Origin of the sequence: Streptomyces sp. XH2, assembly GCF_049725035.1 — a bacterium.
GTDB classification, from domain to species: Bacteria; Actinomycetota; Actinomycetes; order Streptomycetales; family Streptomycetaceae; genus Streptomyces; species Streptomyces roseoverticillatus.
Genome location: NZ_JBMMMZ010000017.1, coordinates 181580 through 195308, shown reverse-complemented (window position 1 = coordinate 195308; position 13729 = coordinate 181580). Strand labels below are relative to the sequence as shown.

General features: G+C 75.3%; 12 protein-coding genes and 1 pseudogene. 5 read left to right on the top strand and 8 right to left on the bottom strand.

From position 1 onward, the window contains the following. Positions 1-116: 116 nt before the first annotated feature. The 3 genes from ACOTKD_RS32350 to ACOTKD_RS32340 form a co-directional block, all read right to left on the bottom strand. Complete coding sequence (locus ACOTKD_RS32350) at positions 117-974, bottom strand: ABC transporter ATP-binding protein (protein ID WP_424892551.1); 858 nt, start codon at positions 972-974, stop codon at positions 117-119. 22 nt (positions 975-996) lie between these two features. Beyond that, complete coding sequence (locus ACOTKD_RS32345) at positions 997-2001, bottom strand: FecCD family ABC transporter permease (RefSeq protein ID WP_424892608.1); 1005 nt, start codon at positions 1999-2001, stop codon at positions 997-999. Between the two features lie 78 nt (positions 2002-2079). Next, positions 2080-3144 carry an ABC transporter substrate-binding protein gene (locus ACOTKD_RS32340; RefSeq protein WP_424892550.1) on the bottom strand — a complete coding sequence of 355 codons (1065 nt, stop codon included), beginning with the start codon at positions 3142-3144 and terminating at the stop codon, positions 2080-2082. A 303-nt stretch (positions 3145-3447) separates the two neighbouring features. Here ACOTKD_RS32340 and ACOTKD_RS32335 point away from each other — a divergent pair, with 303 nt between their 5' ends. Beyond that, positions 3448-4158 (top strand): PIG-L deacetylase family protein, encoded by a 711-nt coding sequence (locus ACOTKD_RS32335; protein ID WP_424892607.1) that lies wholly within the window; start codon positions 3448-3450, stop codon positions 4156-4158. 20 nt (positions 4159-4178) lie between these two features. Here the strand turns inward: ACOTKD_RS32335 and ACOTKD_RS32330 are convergent, their stop codons facing one another. The 3 genes and pseudogenes from ACOTKD_RS32330 to dhaL all read right to left on the bottom strand — a co-directional run. Beyond that, positions 4179-5339, bottom strand: coding sequence for a PP2C family protein-serine/threonine phosphatase (locus ACOTKD_RS32330; protein WP_424892549.1), 1161 nt, complete (start codon positions 5337-5339; stop codon positions 4179-4181). A gap of 155 nt (positions 5340-5494) precedes the next feature. Beyond that, positions 5495-5995 carry a PTS-dependent dihydroxyacetone kinase phosphotransferase subunit DhaM gene (locus tag ACOTKD_RS32325; protein ID WP_424892606.1) on the bottom strand — a complete coding sequence of 167 codons (501 nt, stop codon included), beginning with the start codon at positions 5993-5995 and terminating at the stop codon, positions 5495-5497. Then, positions 5969-6589, bottom strand: a pseudogene (gene dhaL, locus ACOTKD_RS32320) (dihydroxyacetone kinase subunit DhaL); the annotation flags it as partial. The pseudogene dhaL and the gene ACOTKD_RS32325, both read right to left, overlap by 27 nt. Positions 6590-6925: 336 nt before the next feature. On the opposite strand from dhaL, the gene ACOTKD_RS32315 reads away from it, so the two are divergent. Continuing rightward, positions 6926-7498 carry an esterase/lipase family protein gene (locus ACOTKD_RS32315; RefSeq protein ID WP_424892548.1) on the top strand — a complete coding sequence of 191 codons (573 nt, stop codon included), beginning with the start codon at positions 6926-6928 and terminating at the stop codon, positions 7496-7498. A gap of 252 nt (positions 7499-7750) precedes the next feature. Here the strand turns inward: ACOTKD_RS32315 and ACOTKD_RS32310 are convergent, their stop codons facing one another. Together ACOTKD_RS32310 and ACOTKD_RS32305 are read right to left on the bottom strand one after the other, a co-directional pair. After that, positions 7751-8710, bottom strand: a complete 960-nt coding sequence (locus ACOTKD_RS32310; RefSeq protein WP_424892547.1) for an L-tyrosine/L-tryptophan isonitrile synthase family protein — start codon at positions 8708-8710, stop codon at positions 7751-7753. A gap of 8 nt (positions 8711-8718) precedes the next feature. Then, complete coding sequence (locus ACOTKD_RS32305; protein ID WP_424892546.1) at positions 8719-10026, bottom strand: cytochrome P450 family protein; 1308 nt, start codon at positions 10024-10026, stop codon at positions 8719-8721. Positions 10027-10261: 235 nt separating this feature from the next. On the opposite strand from ACOTKD_RS32305, the gene ACOTKD_RS32300 reads away from it, so the two are divergent. From ACOTKD_RS32300 to ACOTKD_RS32290, 3 genes are all read left to right on the top strand, one after another. Then, positions 10262-10495 carry a hypothetical protein gene (locus ACOTKD_RS32300; protein WP_424892545.1) on the top strand — a complete coding sequence of 78 codons (234 nt, stop codon included), beginning with the start codon at positions 10262-10264 and terminating at the stop codon, positions 10493-10495. Positions 10496-10566: 71 nt separating this feature from the next. Beyond that, positions 10567-13128: a heavy metal translocating P-type ATPase gene (locus ACOTKD_RS32295; RefSeq protein WP_424892605.1), complete on the top strand. Its 2562-nt coding sequence runs from the start codon at positions 10567-10569 to the stop codon at positions 13126-13128. Further along, complete coding sequence (locus ACOTKD_RS32290) at positions 13125-13616, top strand: copper chaperone PCu(A)C (RefSeq protein ID WP_424892544.1); 492 nt, start codon at positions 13125-13127, stop codon at positions 13614-13616. Before ACOTKD_RS32295 ends, ACOTKD_RS32290 begins: the two co-directional genes overlap by 4 nt. Positions 13617-13729 lie beyond the last annotated feature (113 nt).

Sequence of the window (13729 nt, the reverse complement as noted above, 5' to 3'; positions counted from 1 at the left end):
GCCTCCGGCGGGGGACGACCACCATGCGGCGCCCCCCGCCGGAGCGCTGATCGGCTCCGGCCGCCGGCACGCAAGGCCGGCGCTGTCGGGCGGAAGTCCCGCCGCCGGAGCGGTGATCAGCCCCTTCCGGAAAGAGCGCCGGTGCCGAGCGGGAGGTCCGCCCTGCCCCTGCCCTCCTCGTCCTCCGCACCCCGCCGGAGGCGACCGGGCGTGCGGTGGTCGAAGGCGATCAGGGGATCGCCCGTCAGCGGGTGGTCGACGACCGCCGCCCGGACGCCGAAGACCTCGGACAGCAGCTCCGGGGTCAGCACCTCCCGCGGCGGGCCCGAGGCCACGAGCGCGCCCTCGTGCAGGACGTGGAGGCGGTCGCACAGCGACGCCGCCGCGTTCAGGTCGTGCAGGGACAGCAGCGTCGTGCGGCGCTGCGCGCGCAGCAGGGCCAGGAGTTCGACCTGGTGCAGGACGTCCAGGTGGTTCGTCGGCTCGTCCAGGACCAGCACCTGCGGGTCCTGGGCCAGCGCCCGCGCCAGCAGCACCCGCTGGCGCTCGCCGCCCGACAGCGCCGAGAAGCGCCGCTTCTCCGCCCCGGCGAGCCCGACCCCCGCCAGCGCCGCCGCCACGATCTCCGCGTCGGCGCGGTCCTCGCCCGCGAACGCCCGCTTGTACGGGGTGCGGCCCATGGCCACCACCGCCCGGACCGAGAGTTCGAAGTCGCTGCCGCGCTCCTGCGGGAGCGCGGCCACCCGCCGGGCCGACTCGGCGGGGGTCAGCGACGTGATGTCCGTACCGCCGACCAGCACCCGGCCCGCATGCGGCCGCAGATAGCGGTAGACGGTGCGCAGGACCGTCGACTTGCCGCTGCCGTTCGGCCCGACCAGCCCGGCGATCTCGCCCTCCTCCGCGACCAGGTGCACCCCGGAGACGACCGTCCGCCCGGACAGGGACACCTCCAGGTCCTCGATCGCGATCCTCATTCCGCCCATCCCCTAGCCCCTCTCAGCCTCTCTCCACCAGGCGCCGGTCCAGCAGGTACAGCAGCGTCGGCGCACCGACCAGCGCCGTGACCACGCCCACCGGCAGCTCCTGGTCCGGCAGGGCCGTACGGGCCACCAGGTCGACCACGACCAGCAGGACCGCGCCGAACAGCGCGGCCACCGGCAGCAGGACGCGGTGCGCGCCGCCCACGACCATCCGGCACACGTGCGGCACCATCAGCCCCACGAAGCCGATCGCGCCCGAGACGGACACCAGCACTCCGGTGAGCACGCTCGTCACCACGAACAGCTCGCGCCGCAGCCGCGTCACGTCCACGCCCAGCCCCGCCGCGGTCTCGTCGCCCATCAGCACTGCGTCGAGCGCCCGGGCCCGGGCGAGGAGCGCGGCGAGGCCGAGCGCCACGGCCGCGGCGGGCACGCCGAGCGTGGCCCACTGGGCGCCGCCGAGGGAGCCCATCAGCCAGAACAGCACGCCGTGGGTCTGCTGGTCGTCGCCGGCCTGCAGCACCAGGTAGTGCGTGAAGCCGGACAGGAACTGGCCGATGCCGACGCCCGCCAGCACCAGCCGCAGCGGCGAGAACCCGCCCCCGCGCCGCGCCATCGCCCACACCAGCGCGAACGACGCGAGCGCGCCGGCGAACGCGGCCGCCGAGAGCCCGAGCCCCAGCAGGCCGCCCGCGCCCGCCCCCAGCACGATCGCCGAGACCGCGCCGAGCGAGGCTCCGCTGGAGATGCCCAGCAGGTACGGGTCCGCGAGCGGATTGCGGACCAGGGCCTGGACGGCGGTGCCCACCAGGCCCAGGCCCGCGCCCACCACGGCCGCCAGCAGCGCCCGCGGCACCCGCAGCCGCCACACGATCAGGTCCTGCGTGCCGGGCACCGGATCCCGGCCGCTGATCCCGCGCACCACCGAGGACCACACGTCGGCGAGCGGCACGTCCGAGGAGCCCAGGCACACCGAGGCCGTCAGCCCGGTCAGCAGGGCCAGCCCCAGCACGGCCGCCACCCAGGGCGCCCGCGCCCCGGGCTCGCGCTCCTCCGCCCGGTCCGCGGCGACCGCGGCGGGCGCCCCCACCGGGCCCACCTACTTGACCCGGTCCGGGTACAGCGTGTGCGCGATCTCACGGACGGTGTCCGCGCTGCGCACGCCCCCGATCGTGGTCCGCTCGGAGCCGATGCGCAGGAAGCGCCCCTCCTTGACGGCGGTGAGGTCCTTGGTGGCGGGGAAGTTCTTCAGGAACTCCGCGGCCTCGTCGAAGGCCTTGGCGTTGGCCTCCTCGCTGCCGCGGTTGCGGACGCCGAGCTGGATCCAGTCCGGGTTCTTGGCGACGACGTCCTCCCAGCCCACGGGCTTGAAGTCGCCGTCGCAGCCGTCGAAGACGTTGCGGCCGCCGGCCATGCCGATCACGGCGTTGGCGACCTGCCGGTTGCACACGGCCATCGGCTGCTTGGTGCCCGCGTCGTAGTCGAAGAAGAAGTACGAGGGCCGCTTGTCCGCGGGGACGTCCTTGAGGGCGTCGCGCACCGCGCCCGTCTTCTTCCGCATCTCCTGCACCAGTTCGGCGGCGCGCGCGGAAGTGCCGGTGACCTTGCCGAGCTCCTCGATGTCGGCCTCGACGCCCGAGAGGTCCGTGCGCGGGGTCTTGCTCATCGCCGCGCAGGCCGTCGACTTCAAAAAGACGTGCTTGATGCCGGCGGCCTTGAACTCCTCCGCCGTCGGCGCGTCGCCCATCTTGCCCATGTTCTTCATGGACGAGAACGCGTCGACGTAGAGGTCCGCGCCCGAGCCGAGCAGCTTCTCCTTGGGGATCGCCGTCTTCCCCAGCACCGGCACCTTCGCGGCCCGGTCCGCATACCGGCCCGGCATGGCGCCGTTGCCGGGCGGGAAGCCCGTGCCGGCCGCCTTGTCACCCGCGCCCAGCCACATGAGCAGCTCCAGGCCCGCGGCGTTGCTGGTGACGATCTTCTTCGGCGCGGCGTCGAAGGTGGTCTTCGCGCCCATGCAGTCCGTGACGGTCACCGGGAAGCCGGACCGCGCGCCGGCCCCGGCGTCGTCGGTCTTCTTCGCCTCACCGCCACCGCCGCCACCGCAGGCCGTCGCCGACAGGGCCACAGCGGCCAGAACACCGCACCACGCACGAGGGCGCATCAGACAACTCCAGGAATTTCGGTTTCGCCACGGGCCCGCCGGTGCGGTCCCGGATCAGGTAGTCGGACCACGGGAGCGCCGGGTTCCCGCGTGTCGCGAAGAACTGCGACGTACGCTTCGTCGAACGCCCTGCCGACGGCGCGCGGCGCGCCCCGGGGCGGATCCGACAGGCTGAGGGAGACCGTGATGGCGGATGCGACGGACGTGACGGGTGCGACGGCCACGGCGGGGACGGAAGGTACGGCGCAGGGAACGGCGGAGGCCGCGCCCGGGGCCGTGCGGCCCGCCGGTCAGCTCAAGGAGATGCCCACCGACTGGCGGCGCGCCCTCGCGATCGTCGCCCACCCCGACGACCTCGAATACGGCGCCTCCGCCGCCATCGCCGGCTGGCTGGACGACGGCCGCGAGTGCGTCTATCTGCTGGCCAGCCTCGGCGAGGCCGGAATCGACACCCTCTCGCCCGCCGAGGCCGGCCCGCTGCGCGAGCGCGAGCAGCGGGCGAGCGCCGCCGCCGTGGGGGTGACGACCGTGGAGTTCCTCGGCCACCCCGACGGCGTCATCGAGTACGGCACGGCCCTGCGCCGCGACTTCGCCGCCGCCATCCGCCGCCACCGCCCCGAGCTCGTCCTGACGCTCAACCACCACGACACCTGGGGCGGCACGTACTGGAACACCCCCGACCACCGCAACGTCGGCCGGGCCGTCCTCGACGCCGTCGCCGACGCCGGCAACCGCTGGATCTTCCCCGAGCTCGCCGAGGAGGGCCTCGTGCCCTGGGACGGCGTGCGCTACGTGGCGGTGGCCGGCTCCCCGCAGCCCACCCACGCCGTCGACGCGAGCAGCGGCCTGGAGCGGGCCGTCGCCTCGCTCCTTTGCCACCGCACCTACATCGAGGCGCTGACGAAGGACGACCCGGAGACGTACTGCCGCACGTTCCTGGAGGGCAGCATGCGGGGCGTCGCGGAGCGGTTCGGGGGGCGGCCGGGGGTGTCGTTCGAGCTGTTCAGCCGCTGACGGACGAGCGGGACGGGCCCCTACGGGTCCGTCCCGGGGTACTCCGCCGCCCGCTCCATCACCAGCACCGCCACGTCGTCCTGCAGCCGCCCGCCCGTGTGCGCGTCGAGGTCCGCGCGCAGCCGCCCCAGCAGCTGCGGGGTGGGCAGGGCTGCCCACGCGTCGAGCCGCTCCGCCAGCGGATAGAAGCCGCCGCCCGGCGACCGGGCCTCGGTCACCCCGTCGGTGCAGGCCAGCACCCGGCAGCCGGGCGGCAGGGCGACGCGCTGCGCCGTCCGCGGCGCGGCGGCCAGGTCGCCGAGGCCCAAGGGCAGCCCCGCGTCGGCCGGTTCCAGCTCGCGCACCCCGCCGTCCGCACCGATCAGGTACGGCGCGAGGTGCCCGCAGTCCACGAACACCACCGGCACGTGCCCGTTCACACCGGGGTCGCCCGGGCCCTCCTCCGTGCCGAAGACCAGCGCCGTCACGAACTCCTCCGCCGCCCGCATCCGCGCGTCCTCCGGTCGCCCGCCGTGCCGCTCCGGCTGCAGCCGCGCCTGGTACTCCGCCGACCGGTGGTAGCGGTACAGCCCCTCCTCCATGGCCACCACCCCGCCCTCCAGGTCGCGCCGGTGGTAGGCCGCCTCGCGGAAGGCGGTCAGCACCGCCGCCCCCGCGCCCAGCGTGCCGAGCCCCTTGCCCCGTACGTCACCGATGAGCACGCGCGTCCCGTACGGCGTGTCCACCACCTCGTACAGGTCGCCGCCGACGAGCGCCTCCCGCTGCGAGGACACGTAGAAGCCGTCGACGACCACGCTGTGCGTGCGCAGCGGCAGCGGTCGCAGCAGCGCCCGCTGCGCGGCCTCACCGGTGGCCCGCACGCGCTCCAGCAGGGACTCCGCGTCGCGCCGCAGCCGGGCCACGGCGATGCTCGCGCCGACCATCAGGGCGTTGCCGACGAACGAGCCGACCCGGTTGACGGCCACCTCGCCGCCCACCACGCCGTGGTGCGCCACCATCAGGCAGAAGTCGAGGACGCCGACGAACACCGTCTGCCGGTACGTGCACAGCGCCGCGGCCGTCATCGGGGCGAGGGCGGCGTAGACGTCCAGCCGGAGGTTCGACGGTGTCATCAGGTCGACGGCGACGACGGCCCCCAGGTAGGCCAGGACCAGCGCGAAGGGGAGTCTGCGCGACGACACCGTGGCGGGACCTCCACGCCGGGACGATGCATACGGGGCGATGCATGGGAGACGGCACATAGGGAACGGCACATGGGGGGATTTGTGCCGTTACACCCTGGCATGAGTGATACGCCCTGGCCAACGCTACGATCTGGATGCCGCCGCCTCTTGACTCAGAGTTTGCGGTAGGTGCGGGCGTCGTCCGCCGCGGCGAGCACGGCCGCGAGGTCGCCGCCGGCCGAGGCCGTCACCAGGGCGGCCACCGCGCCCTCCACGAAGGGGGCGTCGGCGATCCGCACGTCGGAGCCGCCGAAGCCGTCGGCGAGCAGCGCCTTGACCGTGAGGACGGCGCTGCCCATGTCGCAGAAGACCGCCACCCCCCGCCCCTGGTCCGCGGCCCCGACCGCCCGGCGCACCAGCTCGGCACTGGTGCCGACCGAACCGTCCGGCAGCCCGCCGGCCGGGGCCGCCGGGGCGGGGTCGCCCGTGCCCGTCAGGGCCTTCGCGAGCTCGGCCGTCGAGGCGGCGACCTCGCGGCTGTGCGAGACCAGCACGATGCCGACCCGGCCCGCGGGCGCGGCCTGCGCCGGGGCCTCGGCGGCCGCGGTCTCCCGCTCCGGCGGCACCGCGCACAGCTCCGGGTCCGTGGCCTCGTACAGCGCCGTCACCAGCATTGCGGACGACGTCGCGCCCGGATCCTGGTGACCGATGCTGCGCTCGCCCAGATAGCTCGCCCGGCCCCGGCGGGCCTGCAGCGGGATCGTCGCCTCGGCGCCCTCACGGGCCGCCCGCGCGGCGGCGTCCAGCGCGGCCACGACGCCCTGCGGCAGTGCGGCGGCGTACGCGTCGGCGGCCGGCTGCAGGGCGTCGACCATCGTCTTGTCCCCGGGCGCCGAGTCCCCGAGCCGCCGCACACTCGCCACGGCGGCCCCGAGCGCCCGCCCCAGCGCCTCGGGTTCAACCACCGCTTCCTCGCCCAGCACCTTCCCCATGCGCCGCAGCACCGTCCCGTACAACGGCCCCGACGCCCCGCCCACGGTGTTCGTCAGATGCACCCCGACGGCCGTCAACAGCGCCCCCGGCGTGGCGGGCGGCTCCGCGGCCACCGCCCCGGCGGCGGAGGTGAACCCGCGCTTGAGGTTCGCGCCGTGATCGGCGTCGCCGATGGCGGCGTCGAGTTCGGTGAGGTACGCCGACTCCGCGACGATCACGCGCGTGGCGCGCTCGAGAAAACGACGGAAGAAGGCGAGGTCGAGCGGGACGGTCATGTGCGGTGACTCCTCGGTGGACGACTCCGTGAACAACTCCGTGAACAGCAGGGCCCGGCCCGGCTCAGCGTAATGTGCGAGCGTCGCCCGCGTGATCGCCCCGGGGGGGCGGGCGTGTGTCCCTCGGTGCCCGGCCGCCGTCGTGGCGCCGGGCGGCTTCCCACGGTGAGGGGCCGGTGGGACAGTGCCGGGTGGTCCGGTCGTGTTCCGGTTGCTCAGGAGGCGTGCTGATGCGGCGGGTTTCCGTGCTCTTGCTGTGGGCGGTCGTGGCCGCTCTCCTTCCGCTCGGCACCGCCCCCCGCGCGGGCGGAACCCCCGCCCCGTCCCGTGATCTTCGTGCACGGGCGCAACGCCGGGCCCGGCGTGTGGGACGGGATGCGGGCGGACTTCGCCGCCGCCGGGTATCCGCAGGACCGGCTGCACGCCTGGTCGTACGACACGAGCCGGTCGTCGAACGAGACGCTCGCCGGGGAGTTCGCCGCGTACGTGGACGGCGTGCTGGCCCGGACCGGGGCGGTGCAGGCGGACGTCGTCACGCACAGCCTGGGCGGCCTGCCCACGCGCTGGTACCTCGCGTTCGGCGGCGGTACGCGCAAGGTCGCGCACTGGGTCTCGCTCGGCGGGCCCAACCACGGCACCGGCCTGGCGTACTTGTGCGCGCTGTGGGACCAAGGGTGCAAGGACATGACACCGGGCTCGTACGTCCTGTCCCGTCTCAACTCCGGCGACGAGACCCCCGGCCCCACGCGCTACGCGACCTGGTGGTCGTCCTGCGACGAGCAGATCGCCCCCGTGTCGAGCACGGCGCTCGACGGCGCGGACAACCATCCGGCGGCCGGGTGCCTCAAGCACAACGATCTGCTCACCGATGACACGGTGTCACAGCAGGTGCTGGCGTTTCTCCGCTGACGGCCCCGGCGAACGCCCGTGGAATGATCACGGTCATGTGGAACCACGGGGGTACGTGCAGGAGCTGCGGCCGAAACGGCCGCTTCCGGCGGGGTCAGTGCCGGCGGTGCCGGCGCGGCGAACGGGCCGAGCTGGCCGTGGACGCCGCGGACACCGCGATCGAGCTGGGAGCCCTGGGCTGGCTGTGGCGCGTGCTCCGGGCCGTGGCGAGGGTGCTGACCGACTGAGCACTCGCCGGACGCCCGGCAGTGGTCACGGGCGTTCCTCGAAGTGGCTCGGGCGGCCCCCGCGGAGGACCAGGCGCCCCAGCCGCTCCGCCTCCGCCCGGTGCACGAGGCGCGCCTCTCCCCCGCGCCCCCGCAGGACCGCCGTGTGCCACGGCGTGGCCCACGCGTCCGCCGCCTCCAGCAGGCGGATGCCGAACTTCTCCGCGCCCGGGCGCTGCGGGTGGATGGACAGGCGGACGGACCGCGGGTGGCGGTCGGCGATGAGGTCGCCCCAGGCGCGGCTGCGCGCGATGACGCCGTACGCGCGGGACCGGCACTCGCGCTGCAGTGCCGAGCGCGTGCCGGCGAAGTCCGCGGTGTCCTCGACGAGGAAGCGGGTGATGCCGCGGTAGAGCCGTGCCGTCTCCTCGTCCCCGCGCACCAGGGCCCGCAGTGCGTCGACCGGCGGCGCGTAGGCCTCCGTCACGAGCCGCCGCTTGGTGTCGTGGTCCAGGTCCCCGTGGACGTCGCGCAGGTCGAAGGTGTCCAGCCGGCCGAGCCCTTCCCCGGCGATCAGGGCGCGCAGTGCGTCGCCGTAGGCGTCGATGTGCTCGTCGGGCACGTGGATGAGGTCTCCGAAGATGTGGCCGTCGGAGCAGATCAGTATCCGCGCACCGGGCGCGTAGGTCTCGCCGATGCGCGCGCAGAGCCGGTCGAGGAAGGCGAGCGAGAGGCGTTCGCCCTCGTCGGGCAGGTGCCCGAGGACCTTGGCGGGGTTGGGGGACTTGCACGGGAAGCCGGGCAGGGTGAAGAGGACGGGCTCACCGGCGTCCGTGAACTGCCGTATCTGGCGCAGCTGCTCCGGGAAGTCGGCGGGGTCCGCGGACCCCGGCCCGGTGGTGCGGTGGTACGGCAGGAGGAGGCGGAGGATGTGCTCCTCTACGGGCGTGGGTGCCGGGACCGAGTGAGCGGATGCCGCCGGAGGGGTCAGGGTGGCCTGGGACATGACCGCGTTCACCCCCGCCCGCGCGGGCAGACGGGCCGGTCGAAGGCGACGGGCAGCTCGGCGGTGCCGCGGCCGAGGACGGCGGGGATCCAGGACAGCTCCTCCTCGGGCACGGCGAGCCGCAGGCCGGGCAGCCGGGCCAGCAACGTTCCGAGGGCCACCTGGAGTTCGATCCGGGCGAGGGCCGCACCGGGGCAGAAGTGGATGCCGTGGCCGAAGGCGAGGTGCGGGCCCTGGGCCCGGTCCAGGTCGAGGGTGTCGGGGTCGGGGAAGCGCTCGGGGTCGCGGTTGGCGGCGCACAGGGAGACGATCACGGAGTCGCCGGCGGGCACCCGCGTGCCGTGCAGGTCCGCGTCCTCGGCGAGGAACCGCCAGGTCGTCAGCTCGAAGGCGCTGTCGAGGCGCATGAGTTCCTCGACGGCGGCGGGCATGAGCTCCGGTTCGGCCCGCAGCCGCGCGAGCGCGTCGGGCCGGCGGAGGAGGGCCACCATCGCGGTGGTGATCTGGTTGGTGACGGGTTCCTGGCCGGCCACCAGCAGCTGGAAGATCATGGAGTCCAGCTCCTCCTGGGTCAGTTCGCCGCCGTCGCGGGCGGCGACCAGCCGGCTCAGCAGCCCCTCGCCGGGCGCGCCGCGGCGGTCGGCGACGACCTCGGCGATGTAGCCCTGGAGTTCGCGGAGCAGCGCCTCGTAGGCGGGCCGCCCGGGGTCCGCGGGGCCGACGGGCGCCACGACCTTGCCCCACTCGCGGCGGAAGCGGGTGGCCAGGTGCGGCGGCAGGCCGATGACCTCGGCGAGGACCTGGAAGGGGAAGCGGGCGGCGAAGCATCGTACGAGGTCGAGGGGCTCGGCGGGGCCGGTGGAGCCGGTGGCCGCGTCCGCCGGCATCGCGTCGACGAGCGCGTCGGCCATCTCCTGGAAGCGGGCCCGCATCCCCTCGACGCGCCGCGGCGCGAAGGCGTCCGTCACCAGGCGCCGCATCGTGGTGTGCTGGGGCGGGTCCTGGTGGAGCAGGTGCACCTGCAGCTGCGAGTGCTGCGGCTCGGGCATGATCGAGGCGCGCTCGCGCCAGCGGTCGTTGCCGCGGTCGTGGTTCTTGCCGAGCCGGGGGTCGGCGAGGGTCTTCTGGGCGGCCTCGTGCCCGGTGACGAGCCAGGCGGTGACCCCGCTGGGGAAGAGGACCCGGTGGATCGGGCCGGCCTCCCGCATGCGCGCGTACAGCGGGTAGGGGTCCCGCTTGTACCCGGGCCCGTAGAGGGGGACGGGATCGGGCAGCTCGGAAGCCTCGGACGGCCGGGGCGGCTCGGGCAGGGACACGGTGAAGGGCTCCTCGCGAAGTCGTGGACCCCTGAGAAGTCGGACGGGCGGCGGGGTGAGTTCCCGCCGGTGCGGCGAAAGTTCGTACGGGTGTCCTGTCGCCTACGGGTTCCGTATCTCCAGGTAGTCGGCCGCGGAGGGCACCTGGTTCCCGCGGACAGAAGGGACAATCCTCACGCGCCGAGAGCCGGTTGCGGGCGGCCGGACGGACCGCGCCGCGTGCCACGATGACCGGATGACCGTTCGTCGTCACCCCCTCAGTCCGTACGGAGCCCTCGCCGGTTTCGTCCTGCTCCTGGCGGCCCTCTTCGGAGTCGCGTACGCCGCCGGCACGGCCGCCGGGCCGGCCGCTCCCGGGATACACCGCACCGGCGGTGGCTCCGGCTCCGGCTCCGGATCGGGTTCCGGCGGCGGGATGGACGGCATGAACGGGATGGGCGGGATGCACGGCACGGGCGGTGGACGGTGAGCACGAGCACGACTGCAACCACGACCACACCCGCTACCGCGACCGCGACCACCGAGCTGATCGTCGGCGGCATGACCTGCGCCGCCTGCGTCGCGCGCGTGGAGAAGAAGCTGGGCAGGGTGGACGGCGTCAGCGCGACCGTCAACCTGGCCACGGGCCGGGCCCGCGTCTCCCACCCCGCCGGGGTCACCGCGGCCGAGCTGATGGCGGTCGTCGAAGGCGCCGGGTTCACCGCGGCACTGCCCGAGCCGGAGGCCGGTTCCGAACCGGAGGACGGCAAGGGCGAGGACGCCGGGATGACCGCCGGCGCGCTCACCCGGCTGCTGATCACGGCACTGCTGTCCGTACCCGTACTCGTCCTGTCCATGGCGCCAGGCCTGCAGTTCCGCAACTGGCAGTGGCTGTGCTTCGTGCTCGCGACGCCGGTCGCCGTGTGGGGCGCGTGGCCCTTCCACGAGCGGGCGCTGCGCGGGCTGCGGCACTCGGCCGCGACCATGGACACGCTCGTCTCGCTCGGCGTGCTCGCCTCCTACTCCTGGTCCGCGTACGCCCTGTTCTTCGGCGGCGCGGGGCGGCCGGACATGCGGATGCCGTTCACGCTGGTGCCCTCGATGGCGGGCGGCACGGCGGACGTGTACCTCGAAGCGGTCGTGGGCGTCCCCCTGTTCGTGCTGATCGGCAGGCTGCTGGAGGCGCGGGCGCGGCACAGCACGGGGTCGGCGCTGCGGGCCCTGGCCTCGCTCGCCGCGAAGGACGTGCTCGTCCGGGACGCGGACGGTAGGGAGCGCCGGGTGCCCGTCGAGCGGCTGCGGGTCGGCGACCGCTTCGTCGTCCGGCCCGGTGAGCGCGTCGCGACCGACGGCGTCGTCGTCGCGGGCAGTTCGGCGCTGGACCTGTCGCTGGTGACCGGCGAGAGCGCGCCCGTGGAGGCCGGTCCGGGCTCGTCCGTCGTCGGCGGCGCCGTCAACTCCGGCGGGCTGCTGGAGGTGCGGGCCGAGGCGGTCGGCGCGGACACCCGGCTCGCCCGGATCGCGAAGCTGGTGGAGGAGGCGCAGGCGGGCAAGGCGAAGGCGCAGCGCGTGGCCGACGCCGTCGCCGGCGTCTTCGTGCCGGCGGTGCTGGCCGTCGCCGTGACGGTGCTCGGCTTCTGGCTGGGCGCGGGCGCCTCGCCGCAGGCGGCGGTCACCGCCGCGGTCGCGGTCCTCGTGGTCGCCTGTCCGTGCGCGCTCGGGCTGGCCACACCCACGGCCCTGCTGGCGGCGACGGGCCGCGGCGCGGGCCTGGGCATCCTGGTCAGCGGGCCGCAGGCGCTGGAGGGGCTGCGCCGCGTGGACACGGTCGTCCTGGACAAGACGGGCACGCTGACGACGGGTTCGATGGCGGTGACGGGCGTGACGGCACGTCCGGGCGGCCTCGGCGCGGAGGAGGCGCTGCGGCTGGCCGCGGCGGTCGAACGCGGTTCGGAGCACCCCGTGGGGCGCGCGGTGTGCGCGTACGTGCGGGGCGCGGCGGGCACGGCCGGGCCGGGGGGTGCGGAGCCGGGAGTGCCACGGGCGGCGGAGACGCCGGGGGCGTCCGCTGCCGCTGCCGCTGCCACTGCGGCGGCATCGGTGGCGGCCGAGACGCCGTCGGCGAAGGCGGCAGGAACGGGCGCTCCGGCAGCCGAAGCCCCGGAGGCGCCGGATGCCGCGGATCGCGCACCGCGTCTCCCGGAGGTCACTGATTTCACCGCCACCCCGGGCAAGGGCGTCGCCGGTCGGGTCGAGGGACGGCTCGTGGAGGTCGTACGCCCGGACACGGCGGCCGGACGCCCGCAGCGTGCGGAGCGCGCGCCCCGCACGAAGGGCCGCACCACCCCGGCAGGGGCCCCGCTCCCCGAGGCGCTGGCCTCGGCCGTGCGCGACGCCGAGCGGGACGGGCGCACCGCGGTCCTGGTCCGCGTCGACGGCACGCCCGAGGCCGTGATCGTCCTCGGCGACACCGTCCGCTCCGGCTCGTACCGCGCCGTCGACCACCTCAAGCGGCTCGGCCTGCGGCCCGTCCTCGCGACGGGTGACAGCGAGGGCGCCGCGCGGGCCGTCGCCGCCGGACTCGGCATCACCGAGGTGCACGCGCGGGCCACGCCCGAGGACAAGGCCGCGCTCGTCCGCGAGCTGCGCGCCCGGGGCCGCCGGGTGGCCGTCATCGGCGACGGCGTCAACGACACGGCCGCGCTGGCCGGCGCGGACCTCGGCATCGCGATGGGCGGCGGCACGGACGCGGCCATCGGCGCCGCGGACGTCACCCTGGTCCGCGAGGACATGGGCGCCCTGGCCGACGCCGTCCGGCTGGCCCGGCGCACGTCCGCCACGGTACGGGCCAACCTCGCGTGGGCGTTCGGCTACAACCTGGTCACGCTGCCGCTGGCGGCGGTGGGCCTGCTCAGCCCGATGGTCGCGGCGGCGGCCATGTCCGTCAGCTCGGTGCTGGTGGTCGCGAACAGCCTGCGGCTGCGCGGCTGGCAGCCGGTGCCCTCGCGGGCGGCGGCCGGCAGGGGCCCGCGGCGCGGCACCACGGCCCCTGGTTCCCGCGGTTCCCACGGTTCCCACGGCCGGCGCGCTGCCGCCCCGGCCTCCTCGCGAGGTGACGCATGAAGCTCTCGGTTCCCTCCACCCTCGCCTCCGCCGGGCGCGCCGCGCTCGTGCCGGTCGTCGCCGGCGCCGTCGCCCTCGGCGGGCTCTGCGCCTGGACGGCCTCGGGCGCGGCGGTCCGGCCGCCGGCCGTCACGGTCGAGGAGGCGCGGGTGCTGCTGCCGCTCGGCCGGGACGACACCGCCGCGTTCTTCCGCGTACGGAACGAGGGCGACGCCGACGACGAGCTCATCGGTGTCGACGCGCCCACGGCCGGGGGCGCGATGCTCAGCCGCACCGTGGTGCGGAAGGGCGCGGGCCACATGGAGATGGTGCGGTCCGCTCCCCTGCCGGGCGGCGGCACGCTGGAGATGTCCCCGCACGGCCTGGACGTCATGGTGTGGGCCCCGCCGCGGCTGAAGCCCGGTGACCGGCTGCCCGTCGTCCTGCGCTTCCGGGCGGCGGGGACGGTACGGGTGGCGGCGGAGGTCGTCCGGCCGGGCAGCCGCTGACGGGTGGGGGTGGCGGGCGGTAGGCGCCCGCCACCCCCTTCACCTTTGCGCACCGCCGCAGCGGCGAAATGTTCCCGCCGTCACGGCGCGGAACCGCAGCGGCGATGGAGCGG